Origin of the sequence: Actinacidiphila acididurans (genome assembly GCF_016918855.1) — a bacterium.
Lineage (GTDB): Bacteria > Actinomycetota > Actinomycetes > Streptomycetales > Streptomycetaceae > Actinacidiphila > Actinacidiphila acididurans.
The window spans coordinates 91,338-114,997 of record NZ_JADKYB010000011.1 but is presented as its reverse complement, the minus strand read 5'-3'; the positions used below and the strand labels follow the sequence as shown (position 1 = coordinate 114,997).

Below are 23,660 nucleotides of genomic sequence, written 5' to 3'. Positions count from 1 at the left end.
TGGTGGATAGGGTTCCCCCGGGCGTCAAGAGCGGTAGACTTCCACCAAGCGAAAAGCGCATTCCGCGCCGATCGCCGTCACCATCGTCACAGGGGGAGCGCAGGTGTCCAGTGACCGCGCCGGCGGCGTCCAGTCGCTCGAACGAGCCTTCGACCTCCTGGAGCGGATGGCCGACGCGGGCGGCGAGGTGGGCCTGAGCGAGCTGTCGGCCAGCAGCGGACTGCCCCTGCCCACCATCCACCGGCTGGTGCGCACCCTGGTCGCCGCCGGGTACGTACGCCAGCAGCCCAACCGCCGCTACGCGCTCGGCCCGCGGCTGATCCGGCTCGGCGAGAGCGCCTCCCGGCTGCTCGGCACCTGGGCGCGGCCGTATCTGGCGGAGCTGGTGGAGGCCACCGGCGAGACCGCGAACATGGCGCTGCTCGACGGCGACGAGGCGGTGTACGTGGCGCAGGTGCCCTCCCGCCACTCGATGCGGATGTTCACCGAGGTCGGCCGGCGGGTGCTGCCGCACTCCACCGGGGTCGGCAAGGCGCTGCTGGCCCTGCTGCCGCCGCAGGAGGTACGGGCGCTGCTGCTGCGCACCGGCATGCCGGCCGCCACCGAGCGCACCATCACCGACCCGGACCGCTTCCTGGCCGAACTCGACCGGGTCCGGGAGCTCGGCTACGCCATGGACGACAACGAGCAGGAGATCGGCGTGCGTTGCCTGGCCGTCCCCGTGCCCGACTCCCCCACCGCGGCGGCCATCTCGATCTCCGGCCCGGCCGGCCGGGTCACCGAGGCGGCCACCGACAAGATCGTCCCAATTCTGCACACGGTCGCGCACAATCTGTCGCGTGCGCTGGCCGGTGCCGGGGCGCAGGCCTGATCGGCGCGCAGGCCTGATCCGGCGCTCGTACGAGGCCGGTCACGCCCCGGGTCGGCTTTCTCCCGGTGCCGCCGGGACCATGTCCCCCTTGTCCCCCTCATCCCGTGGGCGTCAGGTCCTCCACCTCGCGGCGCACCGCGTCCAGCGGTTTCGCCAGGGCGCTCACCGAGCCGAGCGCGGCCACCAGCAGGAGCAGCGAGGTACGCAGCGCGTCCATGTCCAGCAGGACCGGGGAGAGCTGAGCCACCCTCGCCTGGCCGGCCAGCGCCGCCAACTCGTCCTCCGCGACCGCCCGATCGGGTAACGTCGGCCGGTATTCCGCCAGTTCGGCGCTCAACCGGGCCACCGCCCTCGCCAATGCCGATCCCGCGCCCCCCGCAACACCTTCCTGCGCCGCCGCCCGAGCGGCGGCACCGCTGCGCTCGTCGTCGAGCACTCGCGTCTCCCCCACCACGTACTCCTGCCTCGCCCTTCCCGCCGGCACCCCGGAAGACCGTCGGCCGCGCCGTCCGGGGGCGATCAGTAAACGCGCTTCCACGCCTGTGCGCCACAATCTTGTGCGAAATTGCGAAGAAATCCCAGCGGGCCGCGCACGAGTGATGAACAGGAATCTTTACTGATTGTTTTCTGCGGTCAGCCCGGTCACCCGCCAGACCGTCACATCCATGGTCGCGTACGGGTTCGGCGCCCCTGGCGGGGTGAGTTGACGGAACGTCACCAGCGCGGTCGTGCCGTCCGCGGTACGCACGCACATCCGGGTGCCGCTGGTCACCATCCGCCGGGGCACGCTGGTCACCCGGGTGCCGCCGGCGCACGCGGCCGGGGTGCCGGGGCCCGCCGGGGCCAGCAGCGACAGGCTCGCCTGCCGCGCGTCGGTGGCGAACGCGTCCCCCTGGTCGGTGTAGCCGAAGGAGCCGGCCAGCGCGCCCTGCCGTACCTCCAGCGGGTCCTGCTGGAGCAACAGGCTGTAGCCGGCCGGCACTTCGACACCGAGGTAGGCCGTACCGGCGTCGGCGCCGGGCGTGCCGGTCGCCCCGGGAGCGGGCGCGCCCGGGGCCGGAGCGGTGGTCGGCGTCCCGGGTACGGGGCCGCTCTGCGGCGGAAGTGCGGTCGCGGAGGCGGCGCCGGTGGGGGCCGCCGCTCCCGCCGGGCCCACGGCGGCATGGTCGCCGCCGTCGAATCCGCCGGCCAGCGCGACGCCCGCGACCACCGCGACCGCCAAGCCCGCGACCGCGGCGAACGCGCCCGCCGCCCGGCTGCCGCGGCGGTGCGGCAACGGCAGGTGCGTCAGGTCCGGGCGCGGCCAGTGGTTCGGGTGCCAGGTGAGGCCCGGCGGATGGGCGGGCGGCCCCGGCACCGGGGCCGCGGTGGGCAGCGGCGGGGCCGGCGGCGGCATCGCGGGCACCATCGCGGCGGTCAGCACCGGCGGCAGCCACGGGTCGCTGCGCGGCCGGGTCGACTCCGGGGCCGCCTGCCCGCACATGGCGATGATCTGCGCGGGCGACGGCCGCAGCGCCGGGTCCTTGATCAGGCACCGCGTCACGATCTCCCGCAGCTCGCCCGGGAGTTCGGACAGATCCGGCTCCCCCTGCGGCACCCGCGCCGCCACCTCGGCGACGCCCCCCTCCCCGAACGGCGCGCTCCCGATCGACGCGTACGCGGCGAGCTGCCCGAGCGCGAACACATCCGTCGCGGGCCCCGCCGCCCGCCCCGCGACCTGCTCGGGCGCGAGAAAGGGGGCCGAGATGCCGCTGGGCACGGGGGGCCGCTGGGCGGAGGGGGAAGGGTGCGGGTCCACGGCGTGGCGCGGGTCCGTGACGGAGTGCGGGTCCGCTGACGGATGCGGGTCCGAGGCCGGGTGCGACTGCACGACCAAATGCGGGTCCGCGCCAGGGCGCGGGTCCGCTGACCGGTGCGGGTCCGAGGCCGGGTACCGGTCCGCAGCCGGGTACGGCTCCACGACCAAGTGCGGGTCCCCGGACGAGTGCGGGTCCACCTGCGCGTGCGGCTCCGCTGCCGGCCCGGACGGAGACGCCCCGCCCGTCGGGGGCGCCGGCGCGACGCCTGTCCCGTGGCCGCCCGCGCTCGTCGGTCCCGTCCCGTGCCCGCCCGCCGGCGACGGCTCCGGCGCGGCGCCCGTCCCGTGGCCGCCCGCGCTCGTCGGTCCCGTCCCGTGCCCGCCCGCCGGCGACGGCGCCGGCGCTGCGCCCGTCCCGTGGCCACCCCCGGTCGTCGGTCCCGTCCCGTGGCCGCCCACAGGCGACGGCTCCGGCGCGGCGCCCGTCCCGTAGGCGCCCGCGCTCGTCAGTCCCGTCCCGTGCCCGCCCACAGGCGACGGCTCCGGCTGGTCTGCGCTCTTCTCCGCTACGCACGCGGCGATTTCGACGTACGCGGGCTCGTGCTCCCGGCCTCCGGCAGGTTGTTCTTGCGTCGGGGACGGTTCGGGCGTCTCGGCGGCGGGGCGGGGTGGGATGCCCGGGGGGCGGGCGATGCCGTAATCGCGGATGCGGGGGCCGTCGGCGGACAGCAGGATCTGGGAGGGGCGCAGGTCGCCGTGGACGATGCCGGCGTGGTGGATGTCCTGGAGGCCGCGGGCGATACCGGCGACCATTCGCAGGACGGTGACCGTGGGCAGCGGGCCGCCCGAGGCGACCGCCGCGCCGAGGGTGAGAGCGGGCACGTAGTCGGAGGCGATCCAGAACCGGGGGCCTTCCTTGCCGCTGCCGGTGACCGGCACCGTCCACGGCCCGCGCACCCGGCCTGCGGCCTGCGCGTCGTGGTGGAAGCGGGCAGCGAAGTCTGCGCCTTCCGCGGCCTCGGGCCGCAGCACCGTGAGGGCGACCGGCCGGCCGCCGGGCGCATGGGCGTAGTAGACCGGGCCGAGCGCTCCGTCGCCGAGCCGCGCACTGATCCGGTGGCCCGACACCGTCGCCGGATCGCCGTCCCGGAGCGGCTCGAAGGCCGGTCCCCGGAAGACCGGACCGGAGTGCGACACGCCCATCTGACCCCGTTTCTTCCCTGGCGCCGCCCCTGCCGGGACACGGCCCGACGATACCGGACCGCACCGGGGGTCAGGCGCGGCTCCCGCGGTCGTTCCCGTGTCCCCGCACACGCGGTATGCAGGACGTATGGAAAGCAAGAGCGAGGTGGCCGGGCTGCTGCTGGCGGCCGGCGGGGGGCGCCGACTGGGGGGCAGGCCGAAGGCGCTGCTGCCGTTCCGGGGACGGCCGCTGGTGGAGCACGCGGTGGAGATGCTGCGCGCGGGGGGCTGCGGCCCGGTGCACGTGGTGCTGGGGGCGGCGGCCGCGCAGGTGCGCGAGCAGGCGGACCTGACGGGCTGCGTGCTCGTGGAGAACCCGCACTGGGAGAGCGGGATGGGCTCCTCGCTGCGGGCCGGGCTGGCCTCGCTGGCCGGCGCGGCGCCGCACCCGCCGGCGGCCGTGATCGGCCTGGTCGACCAGCCGGGGGTGGGCGCGCAGACCGTGGCGCGGGTGCTGGCGGCGGCGTACGCGCGCGGCGACCTGGTCTCGGCGCTGGTCTCGGCGATGTACGAGGGCCGGCGCGGGCATCCGGTGCTGATCGGGGCGAGCCGCTGGGCGGGCGTGGCGGCCGGCGCGGGCGAGGACCGGGGGGCGCGGACGTACCTGCGGGCGCACGCCGAGCAGACGGTTCTGGTGGAGTGCGGCGACGTCGGCGACCCGGCGGACATCGACACCCCCGGCGACCTGCGGCTTCTCGCGGCGGCCGCGGAGCGTGCCACAAAACGTTGAAGTTCCGCACTGCGAAAACTATGATCCACCTTGCAGAACCGGCCGAGCGGCCGACTGTGCGTCATCCCGTGCCGCCGCGGCGCGGCCGCGGCCGTCAGGCAACCCGTGGAGGAGTGACCCGCATGTCCGCTAGCGCGCCGTCCCCGGCCGTCGTCGCCCCGGACGCCCGGCCCGTCCCGCGCGGCGAGGAGGTGCTGACCCCGCAGGCGCTGGACTTCCTGGCCGAACTGCACCGCCGGTTCACCCCGCGCCGCGACGGGCTGCTGGTGCTGCGCCGCGAGCGCCGGGAGGAGATCGCCCGCACCGCCACGCTGGACTTCCTGCCCGGCACCGGGCACATCCGCGACGGCGAGTGGCAGGTGGCGCCCGCACCGCCGGCCCTCCAGGACCGCCGGGTGGAGATCACCGGCCCGACCGACCGCAAGATGACCGTCAACGCCCTGAACTCCGGGGCGAAGATCTGGCTCGCCGACTTCGAGGACGCCTCCGCGCCCACCTGGGAGAACGTCGTCGGCGGCCAGCTGAACCTGATCGACGCCTACGAGCGGCGCATCGACTTCACCTCACCCGAGGGCAAGACCTACGCGCTCAAGGACGCGGCCGAGCTGGCCACGGTGGTGATGCGGCCGCGCGGCTGGCACCTGAGCGAGCGGCACCTGACCGTGGACGGGCAGCAGGTGCCCGGCGCCCTGGTCGACTTCGGGCTGTACTTCTTCCACAACGCGCGGCGGCTGCTCGACCTCGGCAAGGGCCCGTACTTCTACCTGCCCAAGACCGAGTCGCACCTCGAAGCGCGGCTGTGGAACGACGTGTTCGTCTTTGCGCAGGACTACGTGGGGGTCCCGCAGGGCACGATCCGCGCCACCGTGCTGATCGAGACGATCACCGCCGCGTACGAGATGGAGGAGATCCTCTACGAGCTGCGCGACCACGCCTCCGGGCTCAACGCGGGGCGCTGGGACTACCTGTTCTCGATCGTGAAGAACTTCCGTGACGCGGGCGAGCGGTTCGTGCTGCCGGACCGCAACGCGGTGACGATGACCGCCCCCTTCATGCGCGCCTACACCGAACTGCTGGTGCGCACCTGCCACAAGCGCGGGGCGCACGCGATCGGCGGGATGGCGGCCTTCATCCCGTCCCGGCGTGATCCGCAGGTCAACGAGATGGCGTTCGCCAAGGTCAAGATGGACAAGGACCGGGAGGCCGGGGACGGCTTCGACGGCTCCTGGGTGGCCCACCCGGACCTGGTGCCGGTCGCCCGGGCCTCCTTCGACGCGGTGCTCGGCGAACGCCCGCACCAGAAGGACCGGTTGCGCGAGGACGTCCAGGTCGCCGCGGCCCAGCTGATCGACATCGCCTCGCTCGACGCCCGCCCCACCTTCGACGGCCTGCGCAACGCCGTCCAGGTCGGCATCCGCTACATCGAGGCCTGGCTGCGCGGCTCCGGCGCGGTGGCCATCTTCAACCTCATGGAGGACGCGGCCACCGCCGAGATCTCCCGCTCCCAGATCTGGCAGTGGACCCACCTCGGCGTCGTCCTCGAAGGCGGCGAGAAGGCCACGCCCGAACTGGTCCGCCAGGTCGCCGCCGACGAACTCCTCGCCATCCGCGACGAGGTCGGCGAGGACGCCTACGCCACCGGCAAGTGGACCCAGGCGTACGAACTCCTGCTCCGCACCGCCCTGGACACCGACTACGCGGAATTCCTCACCCTGCCGGCGTACGAGCAGCTGGAGGGCTGACCTCTTCCCCGTTCGGCGGGCGGAGCCGGTGAGGGACCGTACGGCAACGCTTCAGGACGGGCCGGAAGCGGCTATTCGCTTTGCGCCCCGCTCCGCCCGCCGGTCATGCTGGCGGCCATGCCCACGCCCCTGCTGATCCGTGACGTGGTCCCCGGTGACTGGCCGGGGATCTGGCCGTTCCTGCGCCGCATCTGCGCCGAGGGGGAGACCTTCGGCTACCCGACCGACATCACCGAGTCCCAGGCCCGCGGGATCTGGCTGCTCGCCCCGCCCGCCCGCACCGTGGTGGCGGTCGACGACACCGGCGCCGTCCTGGGCAGCGCCAAGATGAACCCCAACCAGATGGGCAACGCCGCCCACATCGCCAGCGCCAGCTTCATGGTCGACCCGGACCGGGCCGGCCAGGGCGTGGGCCGCGCCCTGTGCGAGGAAGCACTGCGCTGGGCCCGCGCCGAGGGCTTCCGGGCCATGCAGTTCAACGCGGTGGTCGAGTCCAACACCCGTGCCGTGTCCCTCTACCGCGCCCTCGGCTTCCACATCCTCGGCACGGTCCCGGACGGCTTCCGCCACCCCCGCCTCGGCTACGTGGGCCTCCACATCATGCACCGCCCGCTGTGAGCCCGGCCGTGGGCGCAAGGGTGAATTGCCGGTCGGGCGGCAAGTACGTCCGTCTCGCGGGGTTCGGGTCACCTGATACGTAGTGCGCCGATATGGTCGGTCGCTCCCCCGTCAGGCAGGAAGGACCCGGACTGTGTACGCCGCGCGAACCCCCGTACCACCGCCGCCACCGATACCGCCCGCCGCGGAACGGTGGTGGCGGCGGACTTGGGTGGTCATCGCCTTCCTGGTGCTGCTGCCGCCGGTCGGTGTCGTGCTGGCCGTGCTGGGGCGGTGGGCGCCGCGGACCAAGGCGGTGGCCTCGGTGCTGTCGCTGATCTGGTTCGTCGTGGCCCTGGTCAGCCCGGGTTCGTCCGGGTCCACCGGGCCGGCGACGGCGGACGCCGCGAGGGTGGCCACCACGACCTCGGCCCCGGCGCCGACCACCACGCCGCCCACGACCACGCCCGCGCCGTCGCCCACCGCGACCACTCCGTCACCTGCCCCGACCACTCCCGAGCCCACCACGCCGGCGCCGACCACGACCAAACCCGTGCGGGCGACTGCGTCGCCGTCGCAGAGCGAGGGCGGGTCCGGGTCGGCCTCGGGTTCCGACACGGGCGGCGACACCTACTACGCCAACTGCACCGAGGCCCGCGCCGCAGGAGCGGCACCCATCTACGCCGGCCAGCCCGGCTACTCCCGCCGGCTCGACCGCGACGGCGACGGCATCGCCTGCGAGACCGGCGGCGGGTCGTCCTCCTCGTCGTCCTCGTCCACCTCCGGCGGCTCGTCGAGCTCGTCCGGTGGCTCCGATTCCTCGGGCGACACGTATTACGCCAACTGCACCGAGGCCCGCGCCGCCGGAGCGGCACCCATCTACGCCGGCCAGCCCGGCTATTCGCGCCGGCTGGACCGGGACGGCGACGGGGTGGCCTGCGAATAGCGGGGGAACGACTCAGGCCAGGCCCGCGATCGAGGCCAGGCGGCGGGCTTCGGTGCGGGTGAGGTGGGCGACGGTGTGCTCGTCGGTGCGGGTGAGGGTGCCGTGTTCGACGACGGGGACGCCGCCGACCAGGGAGAGGGTGACGGGGGCGGGGGCGCCGAGGACGAGGGCGGCGATCGGGTCGGCGATGGTGGAGTGGGCGAGGCCGTCGATCTTCCAGAGCACCAGGTCGGCGAGTTTGCCCGGTTCGAGGGAGCCGATCTCGGCTGCGCGGCCGAGGACCTCGGCGCCGCCGTACGTGCCCAGGCGCAGCGCCTGACGGACGGTGAGGGCCTTCTCGCCGGCGCGCAGGCGGGCCACCAGGAGGGCGTTGCGCAACTCGGTGCGCAGCTCGCCGGACTCGTTGGAGGCGGTGCCGTCCACGCCGAGGCCGACCGGGACACCCGCGGCGAGCAGGTCCGGCACCCGGGCGATCCCGGCGGCGAGCCGGGCGTTGGAGGACGGGCAGTGCGCCACCCCGGTGCCGGTCCCGCCGAAGGCCGCCACATCGGCGTCGCTCATGTGCACGCAGTGCGCCATCCACACATCCGGGCCGAGCCAGCCGGTGGACTCGAAGTAGTCGGTCGGGCCCATCCCGAACAGCTCGTGGCAGAACTTCTCCTCCTCCACCGTCTCGCTGCCGTGCGTGTGCAGCCGCACCCCCAGCCGGCGGGCCAACTCCGCGGACCGGCGCATGAGTTCGGTGGAGACCGAGAAGGGCGAGCAGGGCGCGACCGCGATCTGCAGCATCGAGCCGAAGGACGGGTCGTGATGGGTGGCGACCGCCTCCTCGGTGGCCGCCAGCGCCTCGTCGGTGGTCTCCACCGCGAAGTCCGGCGGCAGCCCGCCCTGGCTGCGGCCGCGGTCCATCGAGCCGCGGGCGGCGGTGAACCGCACCCCGATCTCGGCCGCGGCCCTGATCTCGGCGCCGAGCAGGTCGCCCGCGCCGCGCGGGAAGACGTAGTGGTGGTCCATCGCGGTGGTGACCCCGCCGCGCACCATCATGGCCAGCGAGCCGGCGGCGGCCGCGTACACCATCGGCTCGTCGATCCGCGCCCAGGTGGGATACAGCTCGACCAGCCAGTCGAAGAGGTTGCTGTCCTGGGCCAGGCCCCGGGTGAGCCACTGGTAGAAGTGGTGGTGGGTGTTGACCAGGCCGGGCGTGACGAGGTGTCCGGTGCCGTCGACCCGCCGCCGTACCCCTGTCAGGCCGGCCGGCGCGGGGCCGGGGCCGACCGCCTCGATCAGGTTGCCGGCCACCACCACGTGCCCGCTCGCGTACTCCGTGCCGGCCGCGTCCACGGTGGCGACGGCGGCGTTCTCGATGACGATGCGCTCGGCCGAAGGGCCTGAAGTGCCTGAAGTGCCTGGGGAGCCCGCGGTGTCCGCGCTGCCCACGGTGCCTGCCACGTGCGCCTCCTCAGTCCGTCACCGCAATGGCGGCCTCGGCGCCCTCCCGCAGCACGGTGCCCTCGATGAGGCCGTACGGGCGGTCGGCGGCGAAGTACACCTCGTTGTCGTTCTTCAGGCCGAAGGGTTCGAGGTCGACCAGGAAGTGGTGCTTGTTGGGCAGCGAGAGCCGGATCTCGGCCACGTCGGGGAGCTGTTCGATCACCCTGGCGCCCATGGCGTAGAGGGTCTGCTGGAGCGAGAGGGAGTACGTGCCCGCGAACGCCGCCAGCAGCTCCGCGCGGGCCCGCGCCCAGGAGTCGTCCCAGTCCGGGGCGTCCTGCGCGTCACCGGTCCAGTCGTGCCGCCAGCGCGCGGTGACCTCGGTGGCCAGGATGCGGTCGCGGGTCTCCTTGAGCGTGGTGTACGGGTCCTTGGCGAAGCCCCAGAACTCCGAGTCGGTGGTGTTCATGACCACCAGGTCCTTCAGGCCGGAGATCACCTGCCAGGCGGTGCCGTCGAAGGTGACCTCGGTGGTACGGGTCTCCCGGCCGGTGCGGGCGAAGGAGTGCCGCTTGTCATCAGAGGCGGGGGCAGGGGCAGGGGCGGTGCCCGGACCCCCCGGCTCGGCGGAGGGCGCGGCTATGCGCTCCCAGGCGTACTCCTCCATCCGTATCCTCGCCCGCTCGATGGACGGCGCGCTGCCGACGAAGTGGCGGGCCAGGTGGACGGCGAACGCCTCGGGCGAGGCCACGCCGTGCTCCTTGGCGAAGGCGTAGACCGTGTTCTTGGTGGTGTCGGTGGTCAGGACGGCGGAGTTGTCGCCGGAGTAGTGCACGGCGTCCATGGCGCCGGACAGGGCGACGGACACGTTGAGGTCCCGGATGTGGTGGGTGGCGCCGTCCCGGACGACGCGGACCAGGCGGGTCTCGGCCTTGCCGTACTGGTTCTGCCCGAGGCGCGTGGTGCGCGCGGGGCCGGGCGGCCGGGCGCCGGCCGGGGAAGAGGCGGTCATGGGTGCTAACTCCCTCGGTATACGGAGTAGCCGAACGGGCTGAGCAGCAGCGGTACGTGATGGTGCTCGCCCGGACGGACGGCGAAGACGACCGTGACCTCCGGGAAGAACGCGGGGCCGGTCCCGTACGGTCCGGGGGCCGCGGTGCCGGGGGCGGCGGATCCGGCGCGCCACCCCTGCACGTCGAAGCTCAGCATGACGTGCGCGGTGCCGGGCGGCAGCGCGGGCAGGCCGGCGCAGCGGCCGTCGGCGTCGGTCACGGACCGGGCGTGGGGCGTCCAGGGGTCCTGCGGGCCGGGGCGCACCGACACCTCGACGGGCACGCCCGTGCCGGGGCGGCCGGCGGCGGTGTCCAGTACGTGGGTGGACACGGTGGCGGTTCCGGGAGCTGCCTCGGATGTGCTGGTCACGCGGCATCCTCCGGCTTCTCGGCGAGCCGGGTCAGCCGGACCCGGTTGATCTTTCCCAGCTCGGTGCGGACGATCCCGCGCTCGGTGCCGGCGTCGTTGCCGATCCGCTGCTCGAGCGCGGCGAGCATCTCCTCACCCGTACGGCCGGTGGCGCAGATCAGGAAGACATGGCCGTGCGCCTCCTGGTAGGCCAGGTTGAGCCGCAGCAGCTCCTCCCGCTCGCCCTCGCCCACCCCGCTCTGCTCCCGCGCGGACCTCGCGTCCCCCGGCGCGGGCCGCCCGATCGGCGGATGGCCGGCCACGGCCTCCGCCAGGTCGTCCTCGGTGAGCCCGGCGCTCGCCGCGTCACTCGCCGCCAGCAGATCGTCGAGCCCGCCGTACGGCCGCCCCCGTACCACCGCGTCGACCCACGCTCCACTTGCGCACACCTCGCGCAACAGCTCCGCCGCGCTCTCGGCGGCGGCCTCGTTCAGCCGGCTCAGCCCCGGCGGCACGCTGGTCGTCACAGTCGCAACGTAGGAGCCGCCGAGGAGCGACGTCAACACTTTGTTGAAAAAGGTCCTCCCCGCGCGTCCGTCAGGGAGTGTCGCGCCCGGCGTTCTCCCTGTTCAGGTAGTTGTAGACGGTGAAGCGGGAGACACCGAGGGCGGAGGCGACGGTCTCGACGCCGTGGCGCAGGGCGAAGGCGCCGCGTTCCTCCAGATGGCGGACGAGTTGCTGCTTGTCCTTGCGGCCGAGGCCGGCCAAGGGGCCGTGGCGGCGTTCGAGGTCGGCCAGCAGATGGTCGAGGGAGTCGGCCAGAGGGGGCAGGCGGACCGCGACCACGGCCTGCCCTTCCCAGGTCAGCACCACGTCGTCGTCGCCGGCCTCGCCGGGCGGAAGCATTTCCGCGCCCATGGCGTCGACCAGGGGCCGGACCGCCTCCGCGAAGGGATGGGCCGCGCCGCCGCCGCTCATCGCCCGCCTCCTTCCGGGAGGGCGTTGACCTGGAGCGAGACCCGGGTGGCACCGGCCGCGAGCGTACGCCGCAGCAGCTCGCCGACCGCCTCGATCACGGCATCCGCCGGCCCCTCCCCCGACGTCCCGAACGGCCCGACGTCCACCGCCTCCAGCGCCCGCTCGGCGACCTCCCGCGCCGCCACGGCATGCCCCGGCGGCACGTCCAGGTCGAACGGCTCGGTCGTGAACTCCAGCCTCAGTCTCACAAGGGGCCCCCACGGATACGGTGCCTCAGCCCTCCCCGCCGGAGGGCGGCCGGGAGGCGACCTTAACCGACCCGGGCGGCGGTGCGAGGTGGGCGCGGGCCGCGACGGCCAGCGCGGCGGTTCCGGTTTCCAGGGTGAGGCGGACGTGCGGGGCGAAGTGCGGGGAGTGGTTGCCGGGGAGGGCGGCGAGGCGTTCGGCGGGGCTCGGGCCGGGCGCGGCCTTCGCGGCGCCGGGGCGGGCGTCGGGCGTACGACGGTCCGCGCCGCCCGCCGTCACACCACCCGCGCCCTTTCGCGCGCCGCCCGCCGTACGGCCTGCGCCGCCACCGTCCGCGCCGCCACCACCGAGCGCCGCCGCCCATTGGCGCGGGCCGACCGCGCCGAGCATCCAGTAGCCGGTTCTGATGCCGTGATGGCCGTGGAGGTGGGCGCCGCAGGAGCCGAGGAGGGGGAAGTCCTCGGTGGCGGGCGAGGGTTGCCAGCGGGTGACGCGGTGGGGGCCGAACTCCCGTTCGTGGGCGCGGCGCAGGGTCTCGGTGACGTCCGGGTGGCTCGCGGTCACCGTGGAGCGGGACAGCACGCGGATGCCGGGGGGCCGTTCCTCGCCGGAGGCGGCGGACTCGGCGGTGACGATGCGGCGTACGGCGGCCAGGGCGCGGTCCAGCGAGGGGTCGGAGAAGGCGCGTACGGTCACTTCCAGGGTGGCGCGGTCGGGGATGACGTTGCCCGGGCCGCCGGCGTGCACCGCGCCGACCGTGACCACCACGGGGTCGCCGGGGGCGCTCTCCCGGGACACCACGGTCTGCAGCCGCAGGATGGTGGCGGCCGCGGTGACCACCGGGTCCACCGCCAGGTGGGGCGCGCCCGCGTGACCGCCGCGCCCGTGCAGGACGACTTCCAGGGTGGTGCCGGCGGCCAGTGCGGGGCCGTCGGCGTGCGCGACCATGCCGGCGGGCAGCGGCACGGTGTGCTGGGCCAGCGCGATGTCGGGGACGGGCACGGCGTCGTAGAGCCCGTCGGTGAGCATCGCCTCGGCCCCGCTGAGCGTCTCCTCGGCGGGCTGGCCGACCACCACAAGCGTGCCCCGCCACCGGTCCGCGCCCGCGGCCAGCAGCCGGGCGGCCCCGGCGGCGCACGCCAGGTGGGCGTCGTGGCCGCAGGCGTGCATCACCCCGGGCACCGTGCTGGCGTACGGCAGCCCGGTATCCTCCGTCACCGGCAGGGCGTCGAGTTCGGCCCGCACCAGCACCACCGGGCCGGGCCCGTTCCGCAGCACCCCGGCCACCCCGTGGCCACCGATCCCGCGCCGCACCTCGTACCCGGCCGCCCCCAGCCAGTCCGCGAACCGCCCGGCCGTGCGCTCCTCCCGCCCGGACAGTTCGGGATGGCGGTGGACGTCGAGGTAGAAGGCGGCGATCGCCGGCAGCAGGCCTGCCGTGTCCGCGGCGAACCCCTGACGGTCCGTCACCGCTTCTTCCGGCTCCGAGCCCGTTGCGTAGCCCACCCGGGTCCGTCCGGGCGCGCCGTCACCGATCGAGGTCAACGAATTCCCCTTCCCAGGAAGTACCGCCGGGCCGCGCCGGCTGCCGGCCCCGGGGGATGACAGCGACATGCCAGCGGGCGGCACCCGGATGTGACAGCGGACGCGCGTAGAAAAGTGCTGCGGCCCCCTGCGGTGCCGCCCGCCCTTTGCCGTCGGGAACACAAGGAGTCACCATGGCCGACATCAAGATGGACGCGCCGCTCGCCTCCCTCGCCCAGGAGATCCTGGAGCTGGAGTCCGAGACCTTCGAGATCACCGACTACTCCGACGCGAGCGAGGTCATGCTGGGCTCCTCGACGAGCTGCTCGTCGACCAGCACCTGCTCCAGCACCACCAGCACCACCAGCTGCACCGCCTGACCGCCGGGTCGGTGAGAGCGCCGCGCGGCCGGTCGGTCCGGCCGCGCGGCCATCTGCCGTTTCCGGCGGGCGATCGGCCCAAAGCCGGACGGCCAACGGGCCACCGACCGGCGGGCGATCGGCCGGCAGCCCGCCGACCGCCCGCCCGGAGAACCCCTCGCCCAACCCGAACACCCGCTCACGGAAAGGGATGCGGCACCCGCCGGATCTCGTGCTCGGCCAGATCCGCGGGGCGCAGCCCGGCCCGCCGCTGGGCGGTGCGCAGCCGCGGCATGGTCAGCGCCCGCTGCCGGGTCCAGCCGAAGTCGATCGGCAGCAGCCCGGGCACGATCGTGCACACCGTGGTGAGCCCGTACCGCCGCTGCTCCGGGGTGGTCTGGTCGACCACGATCACGTCGAATCCGGCGCCGGCCAGCACGTCCCGCAGCCAGAGGACGTCTTCCCGCAGGTCGGTGCCGCGCGGCCGGTCCTGCTGCCAGGAACGGTAGACCTCGGCCAGCGGGCGGACCGCGGCGGGTTCCAGGTAGCCGCGCACGTGCCGCTTCATCCGGGGCAGCCCGAACAGCGCCGCGTGGTCCGCCAGTCGCCGCACCCTCGTGAAGTCCCCAGCCATGGCCTCGAGTTCGGCGGGGCGCTCGCCGACCTGGCGGGGCAGGTGCGGCAAGTAGGTGAGGATCTCGGAGACCGCGGCGGCCACGGCCGTCTCCGGGTCGAAGGCGGCGCCGGCGGCGAAGGCGAGGGTGCCCGGGCCGTCGTCGCGGCGCACCGCGAGCCCGGTCACCACCGGCACCGGCAGGTCGATCCGGTTGTCGTAGACGTGCACGTCGTATCCGCACAGCGCGGCCCGGTCGGCCATCGCGCGGATCTCCGGGGCGGCGCAGGAGGCCAGGTCGATCTCGGTCAGCGGCGCGTCGCCGTACCAGCCGAGCAGGAAGGCGTCCCGTTCGATCAGCTCCAGCAGGCCGAACAGCACGGCCTCCTCAAGGCTGCCGCCGATGGCACAGCCGTTGGAGCACTCGAAGACGAAGTTGTCGGCCGGCGTGCCGGCGCTGTAGTACGCCAGCCGGGCCGGCACCCACACCGGCCGGTCGTCGCGCAGCGAGTGGCCGCGTACCCAGGGAATCGGGCGGGCCGGGTCGAAGGGCGCCACCATGTCGTCGTCGCGGTAGGTCTCGGGCGCGTAGAGCCCGCAGTCGCGCGGGTCGAGGGCGGTGGCGCCCAGGCTCTCGTACGACGCCACGAGCGGCGGTTCGGCGTCGCGCCGGTGGGTCCCGGCGTAGCGTTCCAGGCCCTCCAGGAAGGCCAGGTCGCGGCTGGCGGCGAAGGAGTTGGCCTGGCCGCTCCAGGTGACGTCGGTGAGCCCGGCGTAGCCGCGCATGAAGACGCTGCCGGCCACCGGGGCGGTGGTCGGCGAGGTGACGTCGAGCCAGGTCCCGGCGCCGAGGACGCCGCACACCGGGTTGGCGAGCGCGGCGGTGGGCAGCGCGTACGAGGCGGGCGCGCGCAGCCGGTAGCGGTCGGGGCCGGGCTTGGGCCGCGCGGTGAGCCGGGGCGGCTCGGCGAAAGGAGCGGCGGAGGCGGCCGGGCGCAAGTGACCCTCGCACAGCGGCTCGGCGAGCAGCGGCACCGTGCCGACCCGGCCGGTCTCCAGGTCGTAGCGGGTGACCCGGGGCAGCCCGCCGGTCCGCGCGGCCTGCCCGGCCGTCCACTCATGCAGCGCCCACACCGCGTCGGCGGTCCAGTCCGGCAGCACCGGCCAGGCGCCGGCGGCGGCCACGTCGAGCCCGGTCTCCAGCGCCTCGCGTTCGGTACGGGTGCGCAGCCGCTGCCAGCGCACGGCCAGGCAGCCGCCGCAGGCCGGTTCGCTTCCGTCGCCGCCCCAGGGGCCGATGAGCACCGCGTCGGGCGTGAGGTGGACGGCGGCCGCGGCGCGGTGGGCGGCGGCAGCGTCCGGTTCGGGGCGCAGCACGTCGTGGTCGCCGAGGACGGCGACGGCCGGGGCGGGACGGCCGGCCCGGGCGGCGTGCGCGGCCAGCTTGGCGGCCAGGTCGCGGCCGGCGGCGGCCAGCGGGCCGGCGCCGGCCGGGGCCTCGGCGTCCGGCCCGGCGAGGGGGGTGAGGGTCATGTCCGGTTGCTCCAGCGGAAGGTGCGGGTGGCAACGATGCCGAACAGGGCGGTGAAGGCGGCCAGTCCCAGGCAGTCCAGGCCCAGTGGGCCGAGCCCGCCGCGGCCGGCCAGCACATTGGTCAGGCCGTGGTCGAGGTAGCGCAGCGGCAGCGCCCAGGACAGGGTGCGGATCCAGCCCGGCAGCAGGTCGGCGGGGTAGAAGGCGCCGGACAGGAACGCCATCGGCACCATCACGCAGTTGGCGATGGCGGCGACCGCCTCCGGGGTGTCGGCGAGGCTGCCCACCACCAGGCCGAGGGCCAGGAAGGCGGCGACACCGAGCACCAGCAGCGGCAGCGCGAGCGGCCAGGTGCCGGGCAGGTGCAGGCCGAAGGCGGGCAGCAGGGCGACCGCGGTGAACAGCACGGCCTGCGCCAGGCCCACCCCGACCGCGACGGCGAACCGGGAGGCGAGCACGGTGGGCAGCGGGGTGGGGGTGCGCCACACCAGGCGCAGGATGTCGTCGCGCCGCCAGTGCATCATGGCGAACGCCGGGCCGAACAGCGCCGCGTTGCCCACGCCCCAGGCCAGCACGCCGGGGGCGGTGTAGTTGATGTACGGAAGGCCGCCGTCGACCGACTGGCCGCGGAAGAGCAGCCCGAAGACCAGCAGGAACACCAGCGGGAAGGCGAAGGTGAAGAAGACGGTGGTGCGGTCGCGCACCGAGGCCAGCCAGGCGGCCCGGGTCAGCGCGGCATAGGCGGTGGTGGTCATCGGCTGCTGTGCTCCGTTCCGGTCAGCCGCAGGTAGGCGTCCTCCAGCGTGGCGGTGCGGGTCCGGATCTCCGACATGTCGACAAAGGCGCCGACGGCGACCAGCACCCGGTTGGCGGCCCTGGTCTCGATGACGACCTCGCCGCCCTCCACCAGCACCCGGTCCACGCCCTCGATGGCCCGCGCCTGGTCGGGGGTGATCCGGTCGGCCGGCACGAACAGCCGGGCGGGCGCGGCGAGCCCCCGTACCAGCGCGGACGGGGTGTCCAGGGCGACCAGCCTGCCGCGGGCGATGATCGCCACCCGGTCGCACAGCGCCTCGGCCTCGTCCAGGTAGTGCGTGGTGAGGACGATGGTGCGGCCCTCGGTGCGCAGGCGGCGCAGCACCGCCCACAGCGAGCGGCGGGCCTCCGGGTCGAGGGCGGCCGTGGGCTCGTCCAGGAAGATCAGGTCCGGCTCGTGGATCAGCGCGGTGGCCAGCGCCAGCCGCTGCCGCTGGCCGCCGGAGAGGTTGTCGACCCGGCTGCGGGCCTTGTCGGTCAGGCCCACGGTCTCCAGGGCCCGCCCGGCCGTCGTCCGCTCCAGGCCGTGCAGCGCGGCCACGGTCTCCAGGTGCTCGATCGCGGTGAGCCGGGTGAAGAACGCCGAGGTCTGGGTCTGCACCCCGATCCGCCGCAGCAGTTCGAGGTTGCGCGGCCACGGCGCGGAGCCGAGCACCGTGACGCTCCCCGAATCCGCCTGCCGCATCCCCTCGACGATCTCCACCAGGGTGGTCTTCCCCGCGCCGTTGGGCCCGAGGATCCCGAAGAACTCGCCCCGGGTGACATCGAACGACACCCCGTCCAGGGCGCGCACCTCGCCGTAGCTCTTGGTCACGCCGTCGAGCACGACGGCCGGCTCCGACGCCAGGTCGGGTGTGGTCATGGCGCTCTTCTCCTGCGGATCGGGCGGGACGGGACCGGCAGCGGGCGGCGGCTCGGTGGCGTGGGTCGCAGTGGCGGTCGCCGGTGGCACGGGTACGCCGCCGGCGGTGGTGGTACGGGCGGCGCGCGCGCCGGGTGCCGCCGGACCGTCCGTGCCGTCCGGCTGCGTACGGCGCATCGCGCGCAGCCGCAGGCCCGCGGTGCGCAGCAGCAGCGCGGCCAGCACGGCCGCCACCGGCAGGTACGGGCTGACCTGGTGCCAGCCCGCGGGCAGGGCAGCCCGGCAGGCCAGGCCCGCGGCGAGCAGGACGGCGGCGGCCAGGGCCACGCACAGGACGGCGTAACCTCCGAGGATCCACCGGGTGGCCCGGGCGTAGCGGGCGGCCCGCGCCCGGTCCTCGGGGGTACGGCGCAGTGCGGCGCGGGCGGCGAGCCGGGCCCAGCCGCGGCTCTCGGAGGCCAGCCGCAGGGTGCCGAGCGCGTAGCCGAGCGCCTTGTAGCCGTCGAGCGGCGGCAGCGGGATCAGGTTGGCCAGGCCGGTGGCGGTGCCCAGCAGGAGCAGGCCGCCGAAGAAGGGCTCGGCCTGCGCGTGGTCCGGCAGCAGCGCCCACACCGGCCAGAAGGGCAGCAGGAAGACGAGGTTGGCCACCACCCCGGCGCACGCCACCGCCACCTGGCGGCCGCGCCGGCCGAGGAACTGCACGTCGGTGACCTCGCAATAGAGGTACGTCATCACCCCCGCGACCCGGCGCAGCGCGATCTCGCCGACCTCCAGCCCGTACGTCCTCGCCACCAGCCCGTGGGCGAGTTCGTGCAGAGCCAGCGACACCCACAGCACGGCGCCGGCGGCCAGCAGGGTCACCGGCTCGTGCCACAGCCGCCGTGTGTCGTGGGCGAGTTGCCCGAACTGCACCGCCTCGGTCACCAACAGCGCGGCGCACAGCGCGAACAGCGGCCCGAGCACGGCGGGGCGGCGGGCCCAGGCGGTCGCTTCGTGCAGCCGGTCCATCAGCGCGGGCGCGTCGGCGACCAGCTTGGTCCGCCCGCCCAGCCAACTCCCTTGCGGGGCCGAGCCGTTCGGCCGCTCGGAAACCGCCGGCGGGGGCTGCCGCGCATCTGCGCCGCCGACTCCGCCCGTCCCTCGGCCCGTACGCACTCCCGTCGGCGTGAACGCTCCCTCCGGCCCTCCGGAAGCCGACGGGTGCGGCCGAGCGACCGCGCCCGTACCCTGGCCCGCGCCCGTACCCACTCCCGCCAGCAGCCCGCGGACCGACAGCAGCCGCAGCAACTGCTGCCACTGGGCCTCGCCGAGCCGGGCCCCGAACGCGGTGGCGTACTCCTGGCCGATCTCGGCCAGCGGGCGGGTGCCGTCGAGTCGGCTGACGATGAAGTGCTCCTTGGCGCCGAGCTCCATCCGGGCGCCGCTGACCGGGTCCTTGACCAGGTGGACCGGGGTGGGCCCGCGCATCAGGCGCGGGCCGACGATCAGGTCGGTACGGACCCGCGGCCGCATGGCGAGCAGGTCGCCGGCGGTGGTCACGCCGCCGCCGGGGGCTGTGGCTCGCGCAGCGCGCGGCCGAGGACGTAGGACAGGTACGCCTCGTCGCGCACGCTCACCGACAGCCGGTTGTTGGTCATGTGCATGTACGGCGAGAGCAGCATGGGCAGCGCCTGCTCCGGGTCGCCGACCGGCAGGTCACCGGTGCCGTCCCAGGAGCGGAACACCAGGTCGCCGCCGCGGGCCAGGTCCGTGATCCGGTCCCGCAGGTCCAGGCAGTGCTCGGCCCAGCCGCGCAGGAAGCCGGGCAGCTTCTCGGGCGCGGGCTCGGCCACCGCCCGCCGGATGTCGGTGAAGCGGCGGGTCAGCGAGGCGTCCATGGCGCCGTACGCCCGGTCGTAGCCGTCCCGCGCGGTGAAGTTGGTGCCGGCGAACGCCTGGTTCCAGAAGGCGTGGTAGCGGTCGAGGAAGTGCAGCAGCGCCTCCTCGTCCGGGACCAGGCAGCCGGACATGGTCATCATCAGCTGGGCGGCGACCCCGAGCAGGACCGTGCGCAGGTGCAGGTTCATGGTCGCCGCGGCCTGCACGACCAGTTCGCTGGAGCGCTGGAAGTGCCACTCGGCCAGCTCCACCCCGGCCGGGCCGCCGTACTTGCCGTACTCCGGCTCGTACGGTTCGGGGCTGAAGGAGTTGTTGGGGCGCAGCCGCATGTGGCCGCTGTCGTCCACGTACGGGTCGCGTTCCGCGCCGGGGAACTCCAGCTCGAACAGGGTGTTGTAGAGGTCGGCGAGGAAGCCGCCCTTGACCTCGTACAGTGCGGGGCGGCGGCGCAGGAAGTCGGCGACGGCCCGCTCGGCGTGCTCGCGGACCGCGGCGGCGGCTTCGGGGGACGCCGGGCGCAACCGGAGCCGGATGTGCGGGCCCTCCAGCCAGTAGTTGATGAAGAACCAGCCGGCCAGCAGGCCGTCCCGGTCGAGTTCGGCGACCAGCGGGCGGGCGCATTCGAGCAGGAAGGGGCGGGTGCTGGCGGCGTAGAAGACGTGGTAGGCCTGCCAGTCGCCGCGGGTGTCGGGGGCGGGGGCGGGGGCGGGGGCGGATTGTGCGGTGCCGGTGGCGGTCCCGGTCGGCGGCGCGGGGCGGCGGCCGGCCGGGTCCGGCTGCTCCGGGGGGCGGAGGGTGGTCGTCATGCGGGGCTGTCCTGCCTTCCGGGACCGGGGACGATCTCCACGGCGAGTTCGGCGACGTGATGGCCGCGCGCAGAGCGCACGTGCAGGTCGCTGCGCGCGGGCAGCATCTCCTCGAAGACGGTGCGGGAGCGGCCGCCGCCGGTCAGGGCGTCGAGGGCGAGCAGCGACAGGGGGCTGTCGAAGTCGACGTATTGCGGCTTGGCGTTACCGAAGGCGGGCGCATCGTCGTCGTGGACGGTGGCGAACACCTGGTCCGGCAGGCCGTGCCGGTGCCGCCACTCCTGCCAGGCCAGGTAGTGGGCCGCGTCGTCCGTGCCCGGCTCGCGCACCGGCAGGGCGCCGGGGGCGGCGGTCCAGCTCCGGCGGTGCACGACCAGGCTGCGGTAGCGGATCCGCGGGCGGGTGGTCACCCCGGCCACGGCCGGTGCCTCGGGCACCCCGCGCCACATCTCCGGGTGGGCCCGGGAGGTGGGCGAGAACAGCAGCAGGGTGCGCGGCACTTCGGGCAGCACCATGGGCACCAGGTAGCCGAGGTAGAGCGGGATCACCTCGGCGCCCAGCCGGCGCGAGCGCAGCACCAGGCGGTCGGCGGCCGCGTCGTGCTCGGCGTAGAGGTCGTCCAGGTCCAGCCGGGCCGCGGCGGGCGCGGTGCTGGTCTCGCCGGGGCAGACGATCTCGTGGTCCGTCAGGCGGCTGTGCAGGTTGAGGTTGGTCGTCGCCGAGCCCGCGGTGATCTCGGCGAAGACCGCGCCGGGCGGCTGGAGGGAGCGCAGGGTGGCGCGCAACTCGGCGGTGAGCGGGCCGGAGTCCCCGGGCTGGGTGCCGGCGGACTCCGCGGTGCCGGTCCCGTCGGCCGGGTCGTCGTCGAAGCAGTGGGTGAACCGGGTGAAGGGGAAACTCAGGCCGCCGTAGGAGTTGTTGAGCACCACCAGCGGGTCGTCCGGGCGGGCGGCGAGCTGCACGAAGTGGCTGTGCGGCGCGAAGGTGCCGCGTACGGGAGCGAGTTCGGCGGCGACCGCCTCGATCGTGGCCTCGTCGAGGCGCAGTTCGGGCGCGCCGGCCGGGTGGCCGTCCCACAGGTCGCGCAGCCGCCCGGTGAACTCGGCCCGGGCCCGGTCCAGCGCGGTCACCTCGGGCATGCCGAGCCAGTTCTCCTCCTGGGCGTGGCTGCCGTCGGCGGCCCACCGCGGCTTGGTCGCGGTGAAGCTCAGGTACTGGCCGAAGATGTCCTCGTGGAAGTCGTGCACCAGCCGCAGCAGGTCGTCGCAGCGGCCGCCGCGGCCGTACCGGGCGAGGAAGAAGCCCTTGAGGGTCAGCCGCTGCGGCAGGGCCACGTCGAAGGCGGGCAGGATGCCGGTGAGGGCGGCCAGCGGCTCGGCCGCCAGCGCCGTCCACTGCTCCAGGCCGGCGCCGACCTCCTCCTCGCGTACGTCCTCGTAGAGCAGCGTCTGCGGCAGCACGGGCGTCTCGGCGCCCAACTCGGCGAAGAGGGCGAGCAGTTCGCGGCGCAGGCCGGCCAGCAGCGCCCGCCGCTCGCCGGACCCGGCGGCTCTCCACGCGGCCACGCATCCCGCCACGGCCTCCAGCCGGCCGGCCGCCGCGTCCGCCCAGTCCCGGTCCAGCCCGCGCAGCGCGTCCTGGAAGGCGCGCACCGGGTCGGGCGCGTGCACGTCCGTCTCCAGCCCGGTCATCTGCAGGATGCCCAGCTCCAGCAGGGTCGCCGGATATCGCGCGGCCTCCGCCCGGCTCGCCCCGGTCTCGGCGGCGAGCCACGCCTCCAGGTCGCCCCAGCGCAGGGTCCCTCCGGGGGTAGGTCCGGACCGGGGGCGGCCGTTCCCGAAGCGAATGCTCGCAGCGCTGTCGCCCCGGACCCGGCCGTCCGGGGAGCCTTCCACGAAATCGTCCCCCGGAACAGGGTCGCTCGCAGAGGCACTGCCCGGGAAACCGGTAGCACGGGAGCCGTCGGCCCGGCCGCCCTCCTCCGGGAAGCCGCCGTCTCCGGAGCCCTCGGCAGTCGGACCACGGCCCCGCACTTGGCCCGCCTGAACACTCCGACCGCCTGCGAAGCCTGCGCCTGTAGGGGAGGGGCCCGCCGGCGGGGCACCGTTCCCCGGGCCGCCCACCGAAAGAACTCCGCTCCTCGAGCCACCGGCGGCGGAGCCACCGCCCGGCACTTCACCCGCCTCATCACCCCCGCCGGCGGGGCCGGCACCCGCACGGGAGGCGAACACCGGGTCACCGCCCTGAAAAAGCGCGAGCATGCGCTCAAGGGTGCCGCTGCGGCGCAGGAAGAAGAGCCGGTCGTGGGCGGCGTCGAAGCTGACCGCCGCGGAGTCGTCGCCCGCGGTCACCGAGCGGCGGACGTAGCGGACCCGGTCCTCGTCCAGGTCCCAGCCGGCCGAGAGGGCGACGGGCAGGTCGGCGCGCCGTCGCGGGTCGGCGGCGACGAGTTCGGCGAGCCGGGCCAGCACCACGACGTTCAGCCGCGGGTGGCTGGTCCAGCGGGTGCCGAGGTGCACCTCGTGGTGCTCGGCGGCGCGTGGGTCAGGAGCGTCGGGCCGGTCGGCAGAGGGGCGTCCGGCGGCGGGCACGAACCGGCCGGCCGCGACCGCGGTGAACGTGCTGAAGGGGCTGGTCTTGCAGGCCGTGCGGTAGAGGTACGCCAGCAGCGACCGTTCCTTCTTTCGGGCCCGCTTGTCCGGCACCGGCGCGGTGTCGGCCACGAAGGCGTCCAGCTGCCCGTCGAGCGTGGGCGAGGCGAGTGCCAGGCCGAGCCGGAGCCGGTCCTCCCCGGCCAGCGCCCGCAGTTCGGCCCGGGTCCGGGCCAGCGCCTCGGCCAGCACCGGCTCACCGCCGCCGAGCAGCGCGGCCAGTTCCTCCTGGACGGCCAGCCACCGGGTGAGCAGGTCCCCGGCCGCACCGCCCGACCGCAGCGCCAACTCCCGTACGGCGCCGGGGTCGCGCGGCAGCCGACCGTTGAACACCGCGCGCCGCAGGGCCAGTACGTCCCGGCGTTCGCGGTCGTCCTCGGTCGCCTTGACCAGGACGGTCAGCGGGTCGTTCAGCTCCTCGGCCAGCAGCCGGGCGCTCCCCCGGGCGGCCAGGACGCGGTCGGCCCACTCCCGAGCCTCCGGCGCCCGCAGCCGCTCGACGGCCTCGATCGGCAGTCCGCCCACCCGCAGCACGAACCGGCGGTGCAACCGCCAGTCCCGGGGCGGCAGTCGGTCCGGCCCGGCGGCGTCCGCCAGGGCCGCGCGCGTGGTGCTCGCGTCGAGCGTGTCCTCCAT

Annotated in this window: 20 protein-coding genes; 6 read left to right on the top strand and 14 right to left on the bottom strand. The window is 74.9% G+C overall.

The window, feature by feature from the left end:
• Nucleotides 1–103 precede the first annotated feature (103 nt).
• A complete protein-coding gene (locus ITX44_RS21155) occupies nt 104–871 on the top strand; it encodes an IclR family transcriptional regulator (RefSeq protein WP_372440959.1) in 768 nt (255 codons plus the stop codon).
• 97 nt (nt 872–968) lie between these two features.
• On the opposite strand, the gene ITX44_RS21150 is transcribed toward ITX44_RS21155, so the two are convergent.
• Both ITX44_RS21150 and ITX44_RS21145 read right to left on the bottom strand, forming a co-directional pair.
• Nucleotides 969–1,322 (bottom strand): DUF5955 family protein, encoded by a 354-nt coding sequence (locus ITX44_RS21150; protein WP_307795407.1) that lies wholly within the window; start codon nt 1,320–1,322, stop codon nt 969–971.
• 162 nt (nt 1,323–1,484) lie between these two features.
• Entirely contained in the window at nt 1,485–3,872 is a 2,388-nt protein-coding gene (locus ITX44_RS21145) for a protein kinase domain-containing protein (RefSeq protein WP_205358857.1), read from the bottom strand.
• Between the two features lie 127 nt (nt 3,873–3,999).
• Between ITX44_RS21145 and ITX44_RS21140 the strand changes: the two genes are divergently transcribed.
• The 4 genes from ITX44_RS21140 (at nt 4,000) to ITX44_RS21125 (ending at nt 7,926) form a co-directional block, all read left to right on the top strand.
• Nucleotides 4,000–4,641 carry a nucleotidyltransferase family protein gene (locus tag ITX44_RS21140; protein ID WP_205358856.1) on the top strand — a complete coding sequence of 214 codons (642 nt, stop codon included), beginning with the start codon at nt 4,000–4,002 and terminating at the stop codon, nt 4,639–4,641.
• Nucleotides 4,642–4,763: 122 nt separating this feature from the next.
• Nucleotides 4,764–6,383: a malate synthase A gene (gene aceB / locus ITX44_RS21135; protein WP_205358855.1), complete on the top strand. Its 1,620-nt coding sequence runs from the start codon at nt 4,764–4,766 to the stop codon at nt 6,381–6,383.
• 129 nt (nt 6,384–6,512) lie between these two features.
• The gene (locus ITX44_RS21130; protein WP_205359022.1) at nt 6,513–7,001 is read left to right on the top strand and encodes a GNAT family N-acetyltransferase; all 489 of its coding nucleotides are present in this window, start codon (nt 6,513–6,515) and stop codon (nt 6,999–7,001) included.
• Between the two features lie 211 nt (nt 7,002–7,212).
• Nucleotides 7,213–7,926: an excalibur calcium-binding domain-containing protein gene (locus ITX44_RS21125; protein ID WP_307795406.1), complete on the top strand. Its 714-nt coding sequence runs from the start codon at nt 7,213–7,215 to the stop codon at nt 7,924–7,926.
• Nucleotides 7,927–7,938: 12 nt separating this feature from the next.
• Here the strand turns inward: ITX44_RS21125 and ITX44_RS21120 are convergent, their stop codons facing one another.
• The 7 genes from ITX44_RS21120 to ITX44_RS21090 form a co-directional block, all read right to left on the bottom strand.
• A complete protein-coding gene (locus ITX44_RS21120) occupies nt 7,939–9,297 on the bottom strand; it encodes an 8-oxoguanine deaminase (RefSeq protein ID WP_307795427.1) in 1,359 nt (452 codons plus the stop codon).
• Nucleotides 9,298–9,385: 88 nt separating this feature from the next.
• Nucleotides 9,386–10,369, bottom strand: coding sequence for a factor-independent urate hydroxylase (gene pucL / locus ITX44_RS21115; RefSeq protein WP_205358854.1), 984 nt, complete (start codon nt 10,367–10,369; stop codon nt 9,386–9,388).
• A 5-nt stretch (nt 10,370–10,374) separates the two neighbouring features.
• Nucleotides 10,375–10,779 carry a hydroxyisourate hydrolase gene (gene uraH, locus ITX44_RS21110; RefSeq protein ID WP_205358853.1) on the bottom strand — a complete coding sequence of 135 codons (405 nt, stop codon included), beginning with the start codon at nt 10,777–10,779 and terminating at the stop codon, nt 10,375–10,377.
• A complete protein-coding gene (uraD, locus tag ITX44_RS21105; protein ID WP_205358852.1) occupies nt 10,776–11,285 on the bottom strand; it encodes a 2-oxo-4-hydroxy-4-carboxy-5-ureidoimidazoline decarboxylase in 510 nt (169 codons plus the stop codon). The genes uraH and uraD overlap by 4 nt, the downstream gene beginning before the upstream one ends.
• A 70-nt stretch (nt 11,286–11,355) precedes the next feature.
• Complete coding sequence (locus ITX44_RS21100) at nt 11,356–11,736, bottom strand: helix-turn-helix domain-containing protein (RefSeq protein ID WP_205358851.1); 381 nt, start codon at nt 11,734–11,736, stop codon at nt 11,356–11,358.
• Nucleotides 11,733–11,984: a YkoF family thiamine-binding protein gene (locus ITX44_RS21095; protein ID WP_205358850.1), complete on the bottom strand. Its 252-nt coding sequence runs from the start codon at nt 11,982–11,984 to the stop codon at nt 11,733–11,735. The genes ITX44_RS21100 and ITX44_RS21095 overlap by 4 nt, the downstream gene beginning before the upstream one ends.
• Nucleotides 11,985–12,009: 25 nt before the next feature.
• The gene (locus ITX44_RS21090) at nt 12,010–13,452 is read right to left on the bottom strand and encodes an amidohydrolase (protein WP_372440958.1); all 1,443 of its coding nucleotides are present in this window, start codon (nt 13,450–13,452) and stop codon (nt 12,010–12,012) included.
• Between the two features lie 248 nt (nt 13,453–13,700).
• Here ITX44_RS21090 and ITX44_RS21085 point away from each other — a divergent pair, with 248 nt between their 5' ends.
• Entirely contained in the window at nt 13,701–13,886 is a 186-nt protein-coding gene (locus ITX44_RS21085; protein WP_372440957.1) for a thiazolylpeptide-type bacteriocin, read from the top strand.
• Nucleotides 13,887–14,064: 178 nt separating this feature from the next.
• Here the strand turns inward: ITX44_RS21085 and ITX44_RS21080 are convergent, their stop codons facing one another.
• Genes ITX44_RS21080 through ITX44_RS21060 form a run of 5 tightly spaced genes read right to left on the bottom strand, consistent with a single transcriptional unit; the run spans nt 14,065 to nt 23,660 of the window.
• On the bottom strand, nt 14,065–16,011 hold the full coding sequence (locus tag ITX44_RS21080) for a TOMM precursor leader peptide-binding protein (protein WP_205358848.1): 1,947 nt from the start codon (nt 16,009–16,011) through the stop codon (nt 14,065–14,067).
• Nucleotides 16,008–16,766, bottom strand: coding sequence for an ABC transporter permease (locus ITX44_RS21075; RefSeq protein ID WP_205358847.1), 759 nt, complete (start codon nt 16,764–16,766; stop codon nt 16,008–16,010). The genes ITX44_RS21080 and ITX44_RS21075 overlap by 4 nt, the downstream gene beginning before the upstream one ends.
• Nucleotides 16,763–19,228 (bottom strand): ATP-binding cassette domain-containing protein, encoded by a 2,466-nt coding sequence (locus ITX44_RS43075; protein ID WP_372440956.1) that lies wholly within the window; start codon nt 19,226–19,228, stop codon nt 16,763–16,765. Before ITX44_RS43075 ends, ITX44_RS21075 begins: the two co-directional genes overlap by 4 nt.
• Complete coding sequence (locus tag ITX44_RS21065; RefSeq protein WP_205358846.1) at nt 19,225–20,373, bottom strand: lantibiotic dehydratase C-terminal domain-containing protein; 1,149 nt, start codon at nt 20,371–20,373, stop codon at nt 19,225–19,227. The genes ITX44_RS43075 and ITX44_RS21065 overlap by 4 nt, the downstream gene beginning before the upstream one ends.
• Entirely contained in the window at nt 20,370–23,660 is a 3,291-nt protein-coding gene (locus ITX44_RS21060) for a lantibiotic dehydratase (protein WP_236061188.1), read from the bottom strand. Before ITX44_RS21060 ends, ITX44_RS21065 begins: the two co-directional genes overlap by 4 nt.